We start from the raw sequence: 16120 nt of genomic DNA on the forward strand, positions 1-16120 counted from the left end.
TTTCTTTCCCTTCAAGTAGAAGAATTGCCTTAATGCTTAACAAACCGAAAGCAAATAGGTTGGTTGCCTGTAAATTGCCCGTTGATTTGCAACTGGTACATGCCCGGAAGAAGCGTTGATACCGGTAGAGAGAAGACCGTTTCACCTTTGGCCAACGCGGTTTCGCCTTTCTGAACCGGCTTGCCAGAAACGTTGTAAACAACGTACGCAATTTTGCCTGCTTCTGAAGTGTTCAACCGCAGGTGCAGAACATCGGTGGAAGGGTTGGGCCAAATTTTAAACGCACTTGCCACAATGCCGGCGCTAATCACCGGGGAATAAAACTCTTTCCCGCTTCTTGAAAACATCTTGAGACGGAAAAAGCGGTAGTTGCCCTCAACCTGCGCCGTGTAAGCTTTCGAACCATTTGCGCCGGCCGTTTCCTGTACTGTTTCATCATCACTAAAGGTTTCATTGTTCTTTGCTTTTTGCACAACGGTTTTTTGAAGTGCCTCGATGCCGCTTACTTTCCATTGCAGCAAGTGATGTCCGTTTTGTTGCCCGACGTAGGTAAAATAATTCAGTTGCACCGGCAACGGTGCTAAACAGGAAACGATGGTGAAATCAAAGGATTTAACGGAACAATTGTTGGCCGTGGAAACAGTAATGCGGTAACGACCCGCCGCCAATCCGTTGATATCTACTGTTGGCGCCGTGCTATCAACAGCCTTTGTATAAACATCATTAAAATCAAAAACACCGTTGTTGTCTGCATCGTAAGCAAGAAGGCATTGCATGGGAAAGATGGAGGCGTAGTTGTTTGCGTTGACGTAAATGCTCACGCGGCCGCCCGATGCACCGCAGGCAAATGCGTCTATGAGTGAAAACGTATAAGTGATGGAAGCTGCGTCGCCGGGACGGTTGTTGGTTGCGTTGGCGCTTTGCTGCGGATCTTTTACCCATTGGCAATCGCCGTCAACGGTGCGGGCAAAACTGTTTCCCCGGCCTGCTGACATGCCCAGTTGCTCGTAGTTAATGGACATGCTTCCGAGATCAAAGGTTTTTGCTGTGCATGTGCCGCCAACGGTGGATGTGGTGATGGAAGTTGATGTTTCTGCCGGTAGACTTCTTACCACTGCGTCAACGAGGTTTAGCGATGGATCGAATAAAACCAACGGTGTGTTGGAAGCGCCGCCGTCCGTCATCATGCCGTCGCCGGTTGTGGGAATGGCTACGTTGGTACAGCCGCAGGTGTTCCAGTTAAGGTTAGCGTGTACGCCGGTAGCAATGCTGTCAATGTTGCCGCAATCATTTGGAATAAAATCCTCGCCGGACAGCACGAAAAATTTACCGGGTTGCAAAAGGGTATTTGGCGGAATGGTAACGGCGTATTTTCCTGTGGTTAAAATATAACCGCCCAAGTTAACCGGACCGGGACCCATGTTGAGAAGTTCAATAAATTCAGCCGTTGTGCCGCAGCCGTTCGAAGTCCAGGGCATGTATTCGTTAATCACGACCCTGCCGGTAGTTTGCCCAAACGCGGCTCGAAAAAAGAGCAGGCAGATGATGGAAAAAAGCAATCTGCTTTTGCAGTGGAGCGCTTTCATCGGGATCGGATTTAAACGGCCAAGATAGAGCGAAATATTGAGAAATCACAATGCCGCAGGCTTCCGGCGGAACGCAAACGCTTTGCGCCGCAGTGCCCCGTTTGTAAAATCTCTGCGCCACTGGTATATTTACGCAAGGCCTTTAACGGCAAGGCTTTCGTAGCTTTGTATGATGAAGTCGCTTCGGTTGTCAAGGTATTGGGTGTTTCAATTTGGCGGGTGGGGCTTGTTTGCCTTGATCAACGTTTTTTTTACCTGGCTCTTTCAGCGTTTTGAGCCCAACAGCCTGCAACGCATTCTTTTTTTTATTGAAGTGGGCATCGTTTTTTCGCATTTCATGCGCGAGGTCATTCACCGTTCTTCGCTGCTCTTAAAAGATCTGCGTCAGCAGATTCTCACTCTTATTTTACTCACGATTGTTTTTTCTTTTTTTATCACCTGCGTGGTTTCGCCCTTTGAGCAGTTGTATGAGTTGCGTACCAATGCCGAAGGCCAGCCGGTCTCTTACCTTTCTCTTTTCATCACCAATTTCATTTCCTTTATTCCGCTGTTGCTGATGTGGAACGCCATTTATTTCATGTACCACTTCATCATCAAAACCCACAAGCTGGAAGTAGATACTGTGAAATTGGAAGCGCTGGTTCGCGAACTGGAACTGAACACCATCAAGGCACACATCAATCCGCATTTTATTTTTAATTCGCTCAACGGCATTCGGGCACTCATTGACGAAAACCCCGAGCGGGCCCGCACGGCCATTACGCAACTAAGCAGCATTTTACGCAGCAGCCTCAGTACCGAAAAAGCCGAAACCGTTTCGCTGGAGCAGGAACTGAAAATTGTAAAAGATTACCTGGCCCTGGAAAGCATGCGTTTTGAAGACCGCCTGAAAATTGCCTTTGATGTAGATGAAAGAACCTTGAACAATCCTGTGCCGCCCATGATGTTGCAAACCCTGGTGGAAAATGCCATCAAGCACGGTGTGAGCAAGCAAATGAAAGGCGGCATCATAAAAATCGTTTCCGACATCAAGCAAAATCAGCACGAACTGGTGGTGCAAAACACCGGGCACTTGAACGGTTATCAAAAGAGCAGCGGCTTTGGCATTGCCAGCACCAAAGACCGGCTGAATCTTTTGTACGGTGAAAAAGCCAGCTTTGAAATAAAGCAATTGGACAACGGCCTTGTGGAAGCGAAGGTGCTGATGCCGCTGCGGTGAAGAATATTGAACAGCAGAACAAGGAATGATGAATAGCGAAGGGCTTGAGCGTTCCTAGGCCACGCTATGACGTGGTCGGTGTCGAATGAATTAAAAACCGAATCCGGAATTCTAAACGCTGACGTCCGTCTTCTGTCTCCTGAATTCTTAAATTAGCACTTACAAATAACCCAACACACATGAGAGCCATTATCATTGACGACGAACGCCTGGCCCGCGCCGAACTTCGCAAACTGCTGCAAGACTTTCCCGAAGTAGAAGTGGTGGACGAAGCCTCTAATGCCGAAGAAGGCGTGCAAAAAATAGAAAGCCACAATCCCGATTTAATCTTCCTTGACATTCAAATGCCCGGCCGTACCGGCTTTGAAATGTTGCAGGAACTGGATCATGCGCCAACGGTTGTCTTTACCACGGCTTACGACGATTATGCGCTAAAGGCTTTTGAAGTAAACGCACTTGATTATCTTCTCAAACCCATTGAACCAAAACGGCTGGCCGACGCGGTTGAAAAAATTAAAAAGCTGCAAAACGGAAAAACGGCGCAACCGGCAAGTTCCGGTTTTGCTCCTTCCGGCTTATTGGGCGAACACGACCAGGTGTTTGTAAAAGACGGCGAACGTTGCTGGTTTGTAAAACTCTCGGAAGTGAGGCTGTTTGAAAGCGTGGGCAACTACGCCAAGGTTTTCTTCGGCACCAACAAGCCGCTGATTTTAAAATCGCTTAACGCTTTGGAAGAACGCCTCGATCCAAAAATTTTCTTTCGCGCCAACCGCAAACACATTGTCAACCTGCACCTGATTGACAAAGTAGAATCCTACTTTAACGGCGGCTTGTTGCTGGAATTAAAAGGCGGCGAAAAGATTGAAGTCAGCCGCCGGCAAACGGTGAAGTTTAAAGAAATGATGAGTCTTTAATTAGCTGATTAGCTGATGAAAGCGACACAAGATTAAAACACCTGTAAAAATTTATGATGAAAAAGATTTTGTTGCTGTTGTTGTTAACAGCGACCGTGGTTGTTCATGCGCAATCGAAGAACGACGACATTACGGTAAGTGAAGCTACCCGCATTGAAAATGTTTTGGCTTCGGACGACATGCGCGGACGCAAGGCCGGTTCGCCGGACATTGCCAGGGTCGCCGCTTTTATTGCGATTGAATTTAAAAAAGCCGGCTTGCAACCCTTGCAGGGCAACAGTTTTCTCCAACCCTTTGTAATGGTGCGACCAAAACTGAAAGAATTAAAATACAAAGCCGAAGGCGGCGACGTTGATGCGAAAAATATTTTCGTTATCACTACGCAACCTGAGATAGAAGTCAACGAGGCCTCGGGTTATGAAGTGCGCACCATCAAAGCCGGAGGCAACATGGCTGTGCAAGCCAGGGCGTTGAACGCAGAAAAGAAAAATTTGATTGTATTGGTTGATCCGTCCTACGCACCCGACTTTTCGCGATTGAGTGCTTTTAAGCGATCGATGTTTCAAACGCCGTACAGCAAAGTTTTTTTGCTGGCGACGGATTTGCCTAAAACCTTTACGGTGAAAGCTTCCCAGGATTTTGAAGAAACGCATTTTGCCAACGTTGTGGGCATTTTACCGGGCAAATCGAAGAAGAATGAAGAGGTTGTTTTCTCATCGCATTACGATCATTTGGGCGTAGGCCGTCCTGTGGCTGGCGACAGCGTTTACAACGGCGCGAACGATGATGCCGCGGGAACGACTGCAGTGATCATGCTGGCAAAACATTTTAAAAAGTTGGGTGACAACGAACGCAGCTTGGTGTTTGCTGCCTTTACAGCCGAAGAAATCGGCGGCTTTGGTTCGCAGTATTTTTCGCAGCAAATGAACCCGTCGGATGTGGTGGCGATGTTCAACATTGAAATGATTGGCACAGAAAGCAAATGGGGAACAAACAGCGCTTACATCACTGGCTTTGAGAAAACCAACATGGGCGAGATTCTGCAGAAAAATCTTCAGGGGACGGCCTTTCAATTTCATCCCGACCCTTATCCTGACCAGCAACTTTTTTATCGCTCCGATAATGCCACGCTGGCAAGGCTTGGCGTGCCGGCGCATACAATCTCCACTTCTAAAATGGACAGCGAACCAAACTACCACAAGCCAAGCGATGAAGTGAGTACGCTTGATTTGGAGAACATGACGAACATTGTCAAAGCAATTGCAGAAAGCAGCAGAACGATTGTGAGTGGTGCCGATACGCCAACGAGAGTAAAGCCCGAAAGTTTGCAGCGTTAAGAGAGGGTTGATAAAAGTTCGTGTTCAAACGTTGCGCTGTGCTGCTTGGATATTATACGACCGCAAGCTTATCAAAAGCTTGCGGTTTTTTTAATCGAGTTACCGTGTACATTTTCTGACGGTGACAAGGGTACCGTCGCTTGTCCTTACTTCCTGGGAGCCCAGTCTTTCGTAATTGCTGGCATCGGCATTTGTTAAACCACAAGCTTCGTTTACGCTTGACCCGTAAGTGGTTTGCGTACCGTTGCGGTAATACATGGTTTGCGTGGTGGTGCATTTCCAGCAAAACGTACTTGTTTTTGTGCAAGAAGACAGTGAAGCGAACAAGAGAAATAAACCAAGCAATCGCAGTTTCATAAAATGATTTTGATGGTTGATATTACGAATTTCTTTTTTTTGGTTGCGGATAAAAATGTTAAGTGCTGTTTGTGACCTTACTGGTCTTGCGCTTGGTTTTGTGTCTGCACCAACTACAGAAATTAGGAGCGGTTACGTTACATGAAAAGAATGGGGTTCTTGCTACAGTTGTTGGTGAGCTTAATGCGTTGTTTATGCTTGACACCAGCAACGGCAAAAAACGTTAAGTACTCTCTACTTATTTGCATTTGTCCGAATCTTTTTTAAAATTTCTTCAATCTTGTCTCGACTTGTTTTGAAGTTATCCTGGATAAATGTGTCATTATCCGGATTTATTTGTATCCAGTAGGTTCTCCCATCTTTTACAGCTGATTGGATTCTACGTTGGAGTTCAGTTAATCTTGATTTTCCGGTTTTAATTTCAGCAAAATAGATGTTTATATCCTCTCTATTTTCAGATGCCCCATCAAAAATTAGAAGGTCTACAGGGCTGCCTATGAATCTTGCATCATTTGGATTAAATGGAAATTTGCCGTGAAATGGAACTAAATGCTCTGATATTTTACCAAGGTTTACTGCGTAGCTTCTTGAAATAGCGTCTTGTCTAATTTTCGCTTCTTCATTCATTTTCCACTGTTGTAATACATTCGCAGCTGCTTGTAAAGACACTTGTTCTAAATTGGTTTTTATCGAATCAATTTCCGTCTGTTTAAACTTTTCTAATTCCTGTATTGCCCAATCCTGATACTTGAATTTTAATTCTGCCTCTTGTTTTTGGAATGCAGCAGTTTGTTCCGCTTGTTTTAGCCTTAATTCGTTTTGAAGTCTTGTTTTATAATTGGAAGTTTTATTATAAAAGTAAATGGAGGTTAGTACAACTAAAATTCCAAAAATCAGTATTTGCCCTTCATTCAATGTTATTTCAAGAATTGGCATATTAGTAATGATAGGATTTAATAGAACGTCTGTTAGTTTAATGGTATAGCTCTAATATACGAATGCATAATAAGTTTTGGTTACACTTTGCCTGTCAAATGTTGAGATTAATGTGCAATAGTCTGTTGCTCAGGAATTGAAATGATAAGGAAGTTGCATTCAATACATTAAAGTAATCTTACTTCACCACACTCACCCCTCTCACCGCCGCCGCCATCTCTTCCAAAAGTGAAGGCTCTTTTTCAATCGCATTGCCCACCACAATCACATCCGCGCCGGCCTTGCAATTGCGGTAGGCTTTTTCTGCATCGCGAATGCCGCCACCAACCACCAGCGGCACGTCGATGTTTTTCGAAACAATCGAAATCATTTCTTCGGTGATGGCTTTTTTAGCGCCGCTGCCCGCATCCATGTAAATGAGTTTGTGGCCCAACATTTCGCCGGCCATGGCCGTGCACAGTGCTATCTCCGCTTTGTCCGATGGAATGGGCGCCGCACCGCTGATGTAGGAAACCGTGGTGGGAGCGCCGCCATCAATGACCATATAACCCGTGGAAATAATTTCAAGGCCACTCTTTTTTACAAAAGGCGCCGAGATGACGTGCTGGCCAATGAGCAATTCGGGATTGCGGCCCGAGATAAGCGAAAGATACAAAAGCGCATCGGCGTGTTTGCTCAGTTGCGATGGCGAACCGGGAAAAAGAATAACGGGGATGGCCGATTCTTTTTTTATCTGTTCAATGCATTCGTCCAAATGATCTGAAACCACAAGGCTTCCACCCACAAAAAAATAATCAACCTTGTTGTCGTTAGCGCTTTTTACCAGCAAGGAAAGCGAAGATGAATCAACCTTGTCGGGATCAATCAAAACCGTAAACGCCTTTTGTCCGTGCTGCTTCTTCTCCAAAAGCGAAGGGTAAACATTCATCTTCATCGGAAATTGTAATTGGTGCAAAAATGCAAAAAAAACCGTTCGTGCAGCCGCTGTCAAATTTGCGGACAATCACGGCCGGCGCTTCAATGTTTATTTGGCGACGAGTCGGCGTCATCCTGCCAATGAAATTTTGCCTTTCCTGCGTGAACAATACCGGCTTGTTCTCTTACGTCGTACACGGTTGTTCGCACCGCGCCTTTGAGGTCATATCGGTTGCGGCCTTTGCCGCCCATGATCTTGATGCGTATCGGCGATTGGACCTTTTCGTCAATTTCAAAAACATCGGCGCCGCCAAAGCCTCTTAACGTCAATGCCGCCGTCTCCTCGGGTGAAAAACTTCGCTCGTAAAGCTTTTGACTTTCCGCATCGTTGCGGTAAACCGTTACGCGTAAATTTTCACCATCTGCCGAAATCAAAAACTTCTCATCGCTGGCTGAACCGTTAATCACTGCATCTTTTGCCAGGAAGCGGTAATACTTCATCGCTTCTTTCTTCAATGCATCGCGGCGGCTTTTTAATTTTTGTGCAAAGGCTTCGCCGTCGGTTTTGTAAACAGCGGCCGGCAACTGTTGAACGGCTCTTTCAATGACGTCATCCGTTAGTGTGTGGCAGAACGAATCAATGCATTTTTCCCATGCGGCGGCGTTCAATTCGTTCGTTAGTTCTTCGTCCATTGTCCAGGCCTTCCAGCTTTGCATCTTTACGTTTTTCAATTTTTTTGTAAAGGGAATAAGACAGAGAATACCGCCGCTTTTTTGGGCGAGAAACGGCACCCATCCTTTGCTGTAATAAAAAGCCCAGTCGCGGTCGCGGGGAACGGCGCAGTAAAAATGAAAGCCCGCCGAATCTTTCAGCCCCCACCGCCAGTTGTCGGCATGACGGTCCCAATCGGCTATCAACATATCCAGAAGTCTTGCCCGCAAATAAATTTCCTGTTGCACTTTGTAACGGTTATCGCCCCGAATGTTTTTCAGCAGCGCTTCCGAATCGGCGGTGCTGTCAAAGCCCAGGTCTCTTTCTTCCAGTGTGCAAAGCCTGCCGGCAAAAACATCGCGGTATTGTCCAAGCGAAGGATCATCGGCCACAAAAAAAACTTTTGGTCTTGCGGCTGTAATGCCGGCTGCGTGGGCCAACTCGCCGGCCAGCGGTGCGGCATACGGAAAGGCAGCGGAAATGAGGTCTTGCGAAAGGCCACGGCCCACTTTGTTTCGCAGCGCCGGTGTAAGCGCCGCATCGGTAATGAATTTATCTACTGTGCGCAGGCTCCATTGCTTCCCTTGCGCATCTACCATGTGCAGCGATTTGGTTTGCATGCCGCCGCCCAAATCCTTCACGGTAAATCCCGAACCCGAAAAATGAAAAACGGGAAGCTTTACTTTCTGTGCCCACTCCTTGCGGTAATTGTTGCCCATGAACAGCCGCCGCAGAAATGAATTCGGACGATACTGCTCACTTGCGCAAGTGATGATCGAATCGTTGGACGACACGGAAAAATCGCCGCTGTTTTGGGCCAGCAAAACAAGCGGCAAGGCGAAGCCAGCGAAAAGAGCGAAACATTTTTTGATGAGTGTACGGGTCATTGGCGTATTAACTCATCCATCGTTGCAAATGTTTTGCCGGGGAGAGCAACAGGCAATCAGCAATGAGCAATTTGCAACGGCTACTTGAATGCCGTGATGCCTTTTACAAATTGCCTGTTGCTTATTGCTCATTGCTGATTGGTAAAATGCAGTTCACCCATTCTGCATCAAAGGAAGCCTTGTATTTTTTGTAGAAGTTGATGGCCGGTTCATTCCATTCCAACACTTGCCACACAATGCCGTTGAAGCCTTTTTCTTTGGCTTCGATAAGTAATTGGTCGAACAATTTTTTGCCAATGCCCTGACCGCGCAACTTTTCCGTTACCAGAAAATCTTCGAGGTACATGCGCTGGCCTTTCCAGGTACTGAAGCGGATGTAGTAAAGCGCAAAACCTTCCACGCGGCCGTTCATTTCGGCCACAAAGGCCCACCATACGGGGCTTGGGCCAAAGCCGCTTTCCTCAAAATGTTGCAATGTAAGAGTGACTTCCTGCGGTGCTCTTTCGTATTCGGCCAACTCTTTCACCAGTTCCAAAATGCGGGCACAATCCTTCCGCACCGCACGACGGATGATTACTTCACTGGTCGGTTTTTTTTCGAGGGGTGTATCTGTGCGGTGAATACTGTTGCCGCCTATTGGATAATTTTCAATTGCCATGATTGCTTCTTTTGTTGATTATTAATATTTGAGACAAGCGGTTTGCAGAAGAAATGTGAAACAGGCAATGATTTCATTTTGCTTCTCTACCAAATTGCATCTCAAACGGATAGCGCCTGTTCCAGGTCGCTCAAAATATCTTCAATGTTTTCAATGCCCACGCTCATGCGAATGAGGCCATCGGTGATGCCGTATTTTTCGCGTTGTTCTTTAGGCACGCTGAAATGCGTCATCGAAGGCGGATGGCAAAGCAAGGTATCCACCGTTCCAAGCGACACGGTGCGGGTACACATTTGCAAAGCGTCCATAAATTTTTTGCCGCCTTCAAAGCCTTCTTTCAATTCAAAGCTCAACATGCCACCCGGCTTGCGCATTTGTTTTTTGGCAATGTCGTGTTCGGGGTGGGAGGCAAGTCCTTCGTAATTCACTTTTGCAATGGCCGGATGTTGCGATAAAAAATTCGCTACCTGTATTGCGTTGCCGCAGTGCCGTTCCATGCGCAGTTCCAATGTTTTCAAGCCCAGCGTTAAAAGAAAAGCGTCAAACGGATTGGAGTTGCCGCCCAACATGCGGTGCGTTTTGGTGATCTTGGTTTTCATCCATTCCACATCGCGGCCAATTAATATTCCGCCAATGGCCGTGCCGTGGCCGTTTAAAAATTTAGTGGTAGAATGAACTACGAAATCAACACCATATTTCAGCGGTTGCTGCAGGTAAGGGGTGGCAAAGGTGTTGTCGCAAGCCACCAAAAGATTATGTCTTTTTGCAATCGTCGTTAAGGCTTCAATGTCCACAATCTGGATCGTGGGATTGGCCGGCGTTTCGAGGTACACCAGTTTAATGGATGCGTCGTTTTTGATGGCCTCTTCCGCTTTGTTTAAATCCCGCAAATCAAGCACCACGGCTTCAATTCCAAAGTGCGGAAGCAGCAGGCGCAGAATGTCATCAGTACCGGCATATAAAGAATAATGTGTGAGAATTTTATCGCCTGCTTTCAAGGTTGACAAGAGTAACGTTGAAATAGCCGCCATGCCCGATGCGTGCAAAATGCCTTTGGCTTCGATGTTCAATCCAAAAGTTTCGAGTGCCGTAATTTTTGCCTCGGGTTCTTTAAACGTTGGATTGCCCCAACGCGAATAAATATAGCCTTCCTCCGCGCCGCTAAAGCGTTTCATGCCTTGCTCGGCGGTATCATAAACGAAGGTGCTGGATGCGTAGATGGGTGTTTGGTGAGCATAGTTTGGGTCTTGCACGTGACCGCCGTGAACCGCCGCAGAACCAAAGCCTTTTGGTGAAAATTTTTTAGCCATGAAAAATGTGTCGTTTTCGTTATTTCGAGCCTCAAATGTAAACCGCCTTTTTTGCCATGAAGGAAGTTTTTCTGCAATACGCTGCGTATAATTTATGGGCAAACAACCTGCTTCTTTCTGCCGCAGAAGCCTTGCCGGAAGAACAGCAGATGACTGAAATAAAAAGCAGTTTCCCGAGCCTGTTTAAAACCGTTTTGCACCTGCTGGATGCCGAAAGCATTTGGTGGCAACGCATTAAACTGCAGGAAAAAATTGAACGCCCCAGCGAGAGCTTCAACGGAAGTTTTTCCGAGTTAAACAAAGCCTTGTTGCTGCAAAACAAACAGTGGCAGGACTGGATAAGCGGCTTGAACGAACACGGCCTGCAACACGAGTTTATTTATTTCAATTCGCAGGGCGAACGCTTTAAGCAACCGGTCTATCAAATGCTGCTGCACATGTTTAATCACGGCACGTATCATCGCGGGCAGATGGTAACCATGCTGCGGCAACTCGGTATAGAAAAAATACCGTCAACTGATTTTATTGCGTGGAGCCGGAAGAAGTAGTCGATGAACTTTCTGAGGACATGCCGTTCTAAAAACTCTTCTTGCTCACTTTTTCAACGGCCGGCAAATACAAAGGCAAAGCCGCCGAGCCGTACCAACCGTAAAGCACGGGCTCTAAAAGGCCGGCATGAACAGCGGGATCGGTATCAAGCAAAGCCTTTGCTTCTTCTTTTGTTTTTGTATTCAGGATAAAGATGCCTTCGTAATGCTCGTCGTTTTTTTGCAGCGGTCCGGCCACCACCAATTTCCCAATGCTTGCAAGGCGCTTGATGTTCTTCAAATGCCCGCCAAACAAGCTGTCTGTTTTTACTTTATCGGCAATCTTTGCCGGACCGGTTTTCAGCATCACCAGCACGTACATCTTCATGCCGTAATCATCTGCGCCTAAAGAATCCGCAAGACGTTTGTTATAGACTGTGGTTTGCGCTTGCAGGGCAAGATTGCACAGCAAACACAGGAAGATTGCGATGACGATTTTTTTGCAGCCGTTCGGGTTCATAACTGGAGAAGAAATTCTTTTAGAAAAAATATTTGATGCCTAAAAGATATCGTTAACCGGCGCAATTGAAAGGCGCTAAGCCGGTTCATGCGGCAATGTAGGTGTACGTTACCGCCGTTGTTTCCTGTACTTTTATTTGCACTCTTGCGTAGGCTTTGCTTGATCCGCTCGTGACTTCCAGTTGCACCGTCGTTTGCCCGTTTAGTGTTTTGTTTTGACTGTCCCAGCCAAAGGGCCAGCCGCCGCCGTAGCGAATTTTTACCTGTGCGCCGCGGGGCAAAAGGAATTGCACATAACAATGAAAATTCCACCCTGATTCCAGCGTGCGCCAGTCGCCGCGCTGAACGGTTTTGGTTTTGGTAACGCTTGCCATGACGAGTTGATTTACGGTGAACAATGTTGCTGTTCTTACAGAAGCACGGCCGGATGAGAACAGAAAGGTAGAAAGAAAAAAGCGTAAGCAAACGCACACCACGCGGAAGGATAAACGGTTTGCGCACCGCATCTCAAAAAGAAAATCCGTTGTGCTTGCACCGGCATCTTTTAAATTTGATGAATGTCTTTTTTTCAAACGCTCAACCGTATTCACCGAACCACACGCCTGCTGTTGGCGCTTGCGTTGGGAGCGGGCTTGTTTTTTTCGCTGCGGGTCTTTGCCGTTGACGCAGCCGTTTCGTTTTTGTATGCGTGGATCGGCTTCTCGGTTACTGTTCTTGCTTTTGCGTGGATCACTATTTTCATCAACGATCCTACCACCATTGGTGCAGTGGTGAGTGAGCAGGACAACAGCCCGCTGATGACGTTTTTGTTCGTGGTGACCGCGGCCTTTATTTCGCTCTTTGCCATCATTGCTTTGTTGCAGGGCATGCCGCATTACAACAAAGTAGGATTAACGCTTCACATCCTGCTTTCGGCGGTGGCGGTTTCTTGTTCGTGGCTACTCATTCATACCTTGTTTACGCTACGCTACGCACACTTGTATTACAGTTACCCAACGGCTGCCGAGAAAGCGCAGCAACAAGTTTGCGGCGGCCTCCTTTTCCCCGGCGACGAGTCGCCTGATTTGCTGGACTTTGCTTATTTCTCTTTTGTGCTGGGCATGACCTTCCAGGTGTCCGATGTTGTTGCCAGCAGCAAGCGCATTCGCCGGCTGGTGCTGGTGCACGGGCTTTTGTCTTTTGTTTACAACACGGTGATTGTGGCGTTCACCATAAATATTTTGTCGGGAATTATTGGCAAGTAAGGTCAATAGTCAATAAGCAACGGGCAACTGGCAAATAAAGTAGAGAAAGCGTTGCGATAAGTGTTTAAAGAAGGTCGTAGGTCTCGTCAAAGATTTCTTTTGCGCAGGGATACATTTCACCTTTGACGCCAACCATCAAATAATCGCCAGCCTTGCCTTCAATAATTCCTTCCAGCGTTTCCACGCGAAAAGCTTCCTGCATTTGAATGCAACTAACAGGAATGGGTTTTTTGATTGCCTGTTTGAAATCGTAAGCCGGTATTTCACCGTTCTTAAGGGTTATCATGTTGTATGTGTGAGGTTGTTTTCGCACAACGAACACGGCTTTGTGCAGGTGGGGAATTAGAATTCAGTCTGCACATAACCGCTGCTCAATTTATAAATTCAAGTTCATTGATTATCCTGTCGCTTATTGTTATTCGTCACGCTGAGACTGAAGCCAATGCTTGCACTTTGCTGAAGCATCCATGTCGTGCCCCACTTGCACAAAACCCAATGTTGTACGCTGTTTTGTTAAAGTGCAATTGTAGAGTCAACAAAAAGTTGTTGTTCTTTTGAACATTTGTCCTGCCAATTTCCTGTCAAATAAATCTTCTTCGTGCTGTCTAAGTCGGCTTTGTTAATTGAAATATTTGCACAAATTATTTTGGTAAAACCTGACTCATAAAGTGTTATTCCCTCTTTTATAAACTTACCAGATTTAATTGTAATATCCCCATAGTTTCTATCAATTGCACATAGGTAAAAAGTAAACTTAATTGTTGAGTCTTTTGGTATGTAAAACGTCCACTGTACGACTTCTCCGTGTGACCTACGAGTTCTGTTGGCAACTGAATCATAAGTCAAAATAAAACTGGCATCGTTATGATCGTTGTACAGGAAAGCATAAAAGCGTAAGTTATCTTTGTCGTCAAAACGCATAATTCCCCTGTAGCCATCTTTTGATGCTTTGTCCAATACTTCAATTGTAGCAGAATCTGTCCCTCTTATAATTTCAAGATTTGTGGTGTCTATTAGTTTAAAAAGACTGTCATACTTAACAAAACAATTTGGAACACTTTGAACTTTTGATTTTGAGCTGCAGGCAATTATTGCAACCGTAATAATTAAAAAGAAAATCTTTTTAAGGGCCATTCTAGTCTTCAATTAGTATGGTGTCAGTAATAGCGTACAACAGTTGTATTGACGCACCTTCTTGTTCAACTTTCTTTTGGCTCTCAACGAAAAATTGAACAAATAATCAAGGCATCAACCCTTGTTTAATACGCCCATTTCACCAACGTTGCGCCCCACGTAAATCCTCCGCCAAAAGCCGCCAGCACAATGTTGTCGCCTTTGTTTAATTCGTGGCGCCATTCCCACAGGCAAAGCGGAATCGTAGCCGCCGTGGTGTTGCCGTATTTGTGAATGTTCAGCATCACTTTGTCGTGCGAAAGTCCCATGCGGTTTGCGGTGGCATCAATGATGCGTTTGTTGGCCTGGTGCGGAACAAGCCATGCAATGTCATCGCCCGTTAAACCATTTCTCTCTAAGAGTTCGGCGCTCACGTCGGCCATGCCTTTTACAGCGGCTTTAAACACCGGCTGCCCGTCCTGAAAAATATAATGTTCCTTGGCCGCAACGGTTTCCGCAGTTGCCGGCTTCAGCGAGCCGCCGGCTTTCATGTGTAAAAATTCTCTTCCCGAGCCATCGCTTTTTAAAATACTGTCCATAACGCCGTAGCCTTCCGTGTTGGGTTCCAACAAAACCGCCGCCGCCGCATCACCAAACAAAATGCAGGTAGTGCGATCAGTATAATCAATGATGGCACTCATTTTATCGGCGCCCACGACAACAACTTTTTTATAACGACGGCTTTCGATTAACGAAGCACCAACGGTGAGCGAATACAAAAAGCCCGAACAAGCCGCTTCAAGATCAAAGCCCCAGCAATTTTTTGCACCAATTTTATCTGCGATGATGTTGGCCGTAGCCGGAAACACCATGTCGGGGGTTACGGTAGCACAAATAATACAATCAATTTCTTCGGGAGAGATGCCGCGTTTTTCGCAGAGTTGCAATACGGCCGGTGCAGCTAAATCGGATGTGCCCTTGCCGGGTTCTTTTAAAATTCGCCGCTCTTCAATTCCGGTGCGGCTGCGTATCCATTCGTCGTTGGTTTCAACCATTTTTTCCAAATCGGCGTTCGTCAGTTTTGTTTCGGGAAAATAAGCGCCAACGGCGGTAATGGCAGCGGTAATTTTTTGCGTGTGCGGCATCGATTGAATTTTTGGAAGGGCGAAGATAAGCAAGAGCAATCGGCAAACGAGAATCGGCAATGGATGAATCAACGATCTCGGCAAACGCCAACAAAATCTGTTGGCCACTAAAATTGCCGATTCTCGTTTGCCGATTGTTATTTTCGCCCCATGATCGCCTTCCTCACCGGCAACTTCGTAAAAAAAACGCCTTCCTACGTTTACATTGACGTAAACGGCGTGGGCTACGAAGTGCAAATCAGCCTCAACACGTATTCATCAATTCAAGACAAGGAAAAGGGCACACTGCAAACGCACCTGATTGTGCGGGAAGATGCGCACATCCTTTTTGGCTTTGCCGATGCAGCCGAAAAAGAAATGTTCCTTCAACTCGTTGCGGTTTCCGGCATCGGTGCCAACACCGCAAGAGTTATGCTTTCCTACATGAAGCCCGATGAACTTTCGCGGGCCATCGTGCAAGGCAACGCAAAAACTTTGGAAGCCATCAAAGGCATTGGCCGCAAAACCGCCGAACGCATTGTGGTGGAACTGCGCGATAAATTAGCCAAGCAACCCGTTGAAGCCGGAACAAATATTTCTCCGTGGAAAAGCAATACTTTGCAAACCGATGCGTTAAATGCTCTTGTGGCCTTGGGCATCAACCGGCAAGCGGCTGATGGTGCGATTCAAAAAGTGCTGAACCAGGACCCAACCGTTGGCGTGGAACTCCTGATTAAAAAAGCGCTTCAACTGCTCTGAGAA

18 protein-coding genes are annotated in these 16120 nt (G+C 46.5%); 6 read left to right on the forward strand and 12 right to left on the reverse strand.

The window, feature by feature from the left end; genetic code table 11:
- Positions 1-29: 29 nt before the first annotated feature.
- On the reverse strand, positions 30-1586 hold the full coding sequence (locus FSB75_RS18790; protein WP_146790627.1) for a lamin tail domain-containing protein: 1557 nt from the start codon (positions 1584-1586) through the stop codon (positions 30-32).
- Positions 1587-1755: 169 nt separating this feature from the next.
- Here FSB75_RS18790 and FSB75_RS18795 point away from each other — a divergent pair, with 169 nt between their 5' ends.
- From FSB75_RS18795 to FSB75_RS18805, 3 genes are all read left to right on the forward strand, one after another.
- Positions 1756-2805, forward strand: a complete 1050-nt coding sequence (locus FSB75_RS18795; protein ID WP_227990657.1) for a sensor histidine kinase — start codon at positions 1756-1758, stop codon at positions 2803-2805.
- A 179-nt stretch (positions 2806-2984) separates the two neighbouring features.
- The gene (locus FSB75_RS18800; RefSeq protein ID WP_146790629.1) at positions 2985-3719 is read left to right on the forward strand and encodes a LytR/AlgR family response regulator transcription factor; all 735 of its coding nucleotides are present in this window, start codon (positions 2985-2987) and stop codon (positions 3717-3719) included.
- A 53-nt stretch (positions 3720-3772) separates the two neighbouring features.
- Positions 3773-5056 carry a M20/M25/M40 family metallo-hydrolase gene (locus FSB75_RS18805; RefSeq protein WP_227990659.1) on the forward strand — a complete coding sequence of 428 codons (1284 nt, stop codon included), beginning with the start codon at positions 3773-3775 and terminating at the stop codon, positions 5054-5056.
- A gap of 99 nt (positions 5057-5155) precedes the next feature.
- Here FSB75_RS18805 and FSB75_RS18810 read toward each other — a convergent pair whose 3' ends face one another.
- The 6 genes from FSB75_RS18810 to FSB75_RS18835 all read right to left on the reverse strand — a co-directional run bounded on the left by FSB75_RS18810 (position 5156) and on the right by FSB75_RS18835 (position 10831).
- A complete protein-coding gene (locus FSB75_RS18810) occupies positions 5156-5413 on the reverse strand; it encodes a hypothetical protein (RefSeq protein ID WP_146790631.1) in 258 nt (85 codons plus the stop codon).
- A gap of 234 nt (positions 5414-5647) precedes the next feature.
- Complete coding sequence (locus FSB75_RS18815) at positions 5648-6349, reverse strand: Holliday junction resolvase-like protein (RefSeq protein WP_146790633.1); 702 nt, start codon at positions 6347-6349, stop codon at positions 5648-5650.
- Positions 6350-6527: 178 nt separating this feature from the next.
- Complete coding sequence (locus FSB75_RS18820; protein ID WP_146790635.1) at positions 6528-7283, reverse strand: phosphoglycerol geranylgeranyltransferase; 756 nt, start codon at positions 7281-7283, stop codon at positions 6528-6530.
- Between the two features lie 83 nt (positions 7284-7366).
- The gene (locus FSB75_RS18825; protein ID WP_146790637.1) at positions 7367-8863 is read right to left on the reverse strand and encodes a hypothetical protein; all 1497 of its coding nucleotides are present in this window, start codon (positions 8861-8863) and stop codon (positions 7367-7369) included.
- A 121-nt stretch (positions 8864-8984) separates the two neighbouring features.
- A complete protein-coding gene (locus tag FSB75_RS18830; protein ID WP_146790640.1) occupies positions 8985-9521 on the reverse strand; it encodes a GNAT family N-acetyltransferase in 537 nt (178 codons plus the stop codon).
- Between the two features lie 101 nt (positions 9522-9622).
- Complete coding sequence (locus FSB75_RS18835) at positions 9623-10831, reverse strand: trans-sulfuration enzyme family protein (protein ID WP_146790641.1); 1209 nt, start codon at positions 10829-10831, stop codon at positions 9623-9625.
- 56 nt (positions 10832-10887) lie between these two features.
- On the opposite strand from FSB75_RS18835, the gene FSB75_RS18840 reads away from it, so the two are divergent.
- Positions 10888-11379: a DinB family protein gene (locus FSB75_RS18840; protein WP_146790644.1), complete on the forward strand. Its 492-nt coding sequence runs from the start codon at positions 10888-10890 to the stop codon at positions 11377-11379.
- A gap of 28 nt (positions 11380-11407) precedes the next feature.
- Here the strand turns inward: FSB75_RS18840 and FSB75_RS18845 are convergent, their stop codons facing one another.
- Positions 11408-11878, reverse strand: a complete 471-nt coding sequence (locus FSB75_RS18845) for a YciI family protein (RefSeq protein ID WP_146790646.1) — start codon at positions 11876-11878, stop codon at positions 11408-11410.
- Between the two features lie 85 nt (positions 11879-11963).
- Positions 11964-12251, reverse strand: coding sequence for a hypothetical protein (locus FSB75_RS18850; protein WP_146790648.1), 288 nt, complete (start codon positions 12249-12251; stop codon positions 11964-11966).
- 183 nt (positions 12252-12434) lie between these two features.
- Between FSB75_RS18850 and FSB75_RS18855 the strand changes: the two genes are divergently transcribed.
- The gene (locus tag FSB75_RS18855; protein ID WP_146790650.1) at positions 12435-13121 is read left to right on the forward strand and encodes a DUF1345 domain-containing protein; all 687 of its coding nucleotides are present in this window, start codon (positions 12435-12437) and stop codon (positions 13119-13121) included.
- Between the two features lie 64 nt (positions 13122-13185).
- Here the strand turns inward: FSB75_RS18855 and FSB75_RS18860 are convergent, their stop codons facing one another.
- The 3 genes from FSB75_RS18860 to FSB75_RS18870 all read right to left on the reverse strand — a co-directional run bounded on the left by FSB75_RS18860 (position 13186) and on the right by FSB75_RS18870 (position 15379).
- The gene (locus FSB75_RS18860; RefSeq protein ID WP_146790652.1) at positions 13186-13407 is read right to left on the reverse strand and encodes a hypothetical protein; all 222 of its coding nucleotides are present in this window, start codon (positions 13405-13407) and stop codon (positions 13186-13188) included.
- 227 nt (positions 13408-13634) lie between these two features.
- A complete protein-coding gene (locus tag FSB75_RS18865; RefSeq protein ID WP_146790654.1) occupies positions 13635-14255 on the reverse strand; it encodes a hypothetical protein in 621 nt (206 codons plus the stop codon).
- Positions 14256-14380: 125 nt separating this feature from the next.
- Positions 14381-15379 (reverse strand): beta-ketoacyl-ACP synthase III, encoded by a 999-nt coding sequence (locus tag FSB75_RS18870; RefSeq protein ID WP_146790656.1) that lies wholly within the window; start codon positions 15377-15379, stop codon positions 14381-14383.
- 150 nt (positions 15380-15529) lie between these two features.
- Here FSB75_RS18870 and ruvA point away from each other — a divergent pair, with 150 nt between their 5' ends.
- Positions 15530-16117, forward strand: a complete 588-nt coding sequence (gene ruvA, locus FSB75_RS18875; RefSeq protein WP_146790658.1) for a Holliday junction branch migration protein RuvA — start codon at positions 15530-15532, stop codon at positions 16115-16117.
- Positions 16118-16120 lie beyond the last annotated feature (3 nt).

The organism is Flavisolibacter ginsenosidimutans (assembly GCF_007970805.1).
Taxonomy (GTDB): Bacteria; Bacteroidota; Bacteroidia; order Chitinophagales; family Chitinophagaceae; genus Flavisolibacter; species Flavisolibacter ginsenosidimutans.

Bases quoted from the DNA above. Each gene is read 5' to 3' on its own strand.
- FSB75_RS18790 (WP_146790627.1), bottom strand. From the start codon at position 1,586: ATGAAAGCGCTCCACTGCAAAAGCAGATTGCTTTTTTCCATCATCTGC.
- FSB75_RS18795 (WP_227990657.1), top strand. From the start codon at position 1,756: ATGATGAAGTCGCTTCGGTTGTCAAGGTATTGGGTGTTTCAATTTGGC.
- FSB75_RS18800 (WP_146790629.1), top strand. From the start codon at position 2,985: ATGAGAGCCATTATCATTGACGACGAACGCCTGGCCCGCGCCGAACTT.
- FSB75_RS18805 (WP_227990659.1), top strand. From the start codon at position 3,773: ATGATGAAAAAGATTTTGTTGCTGTTGTTGTTAACAGCGACCGTGGTT.
- FSB75_RS18810 (WP_146790631.1), bottom strand. From the start codon at position 5,413: ATGAAACTGCGATTGCTTGGTTTATTTCTCTTGTTCGCTTCACTGTCT.
- FSB75_RS18815 (WP_146790633.1), bottom strand. From the start codon at position 6,349: ATGCCAATTCTTGAAATAACATTGAATGAAGGGCAAATACTGATTTTT.
- FSB75_RS18820 (WP_146790635.1), bottom strand. From the start codon at position 7,283: ATGAAGATGAATGTTTACCCTTCGCTTTTGGAGAAGAAGCAGCACGGA.
- FSB75_RS18825 (WP_146790637.1), bottom strand. From the start codon at position 8,863: ATGACCCGTACACTCATCAAAAAATGTTTCGCTCTTTTCGCTGGCTTC.
- FSB75_RS18830 (WP_146790640.1), bottom strand. From the start codon at position 9,521: ATGGCAATTGAAAATTATCCAATAGGCGGCAACAGTATTCACCGCACA.
- FSB75_RS18835 (WP_146790641.1), bottom strand. From the start codon at position 10,831: ATGGCTAAAAAATTTTCACCAAAAGGCTTTGGTTCTGCGGCGGTTCAC.
- FSB75_RS18840 (WP_146790644.1), top strand. From the start codon at position 10,888: ATGAAGGAAGTTTTTCTGCAATACGCTGCGTATAATTTATGGGCAAAC.
- FSB75_RS18845 (WP_146790646.1), bottom strand. From the start codon at position 11,878: ATGAACCCGAACGGCTGCAAAAAAATCGTCATCGCAATCTTCCTGTGT.
- FSB75_RS18850 (WP_146790648.1), bottom strand. From the start codon at position 12,251: ATGGCAAGCGTTACCAAAACCAAAACCGTTCAGCGCGGCGACTGGCGC.
- FSB75_RS18855 (WP_146790650.1), top strand. From the start codon at position 12,435: ATGTCTTTTTTTCAAACGCTCAACCGTATTCACCGAACCACACGCCTG.
- FSB75_RS18860 (WP_146790652.1), bottom strand. From the start codon at position 13,407: ATGATAACCCTTAAGAACGGTGAAATACCGGCTTACGATTTCAAACAG.
- FSB75_RS18865 (WP_146790654.1), bottom strand. From the start codon at position 14,255: ATGGCCCTTAAAAAGATTTTCTTTTTAATTATTACGGTTGCAATAATT.
- FSB75_RS18870 (WP_146790656.1), bottom strand. From the start codon at position 15,379: ATGCCGCACACGCAAAAAATTACCGCTGCCATTACCGCCGTTGGCGCT.
- ruvA (WP_146790658.1), top strand. From the start codon at position 15,530: ATGATCGCCTTCCTCACCGGCAACTTCGTAAAAAAAACGCCTTCCTAC.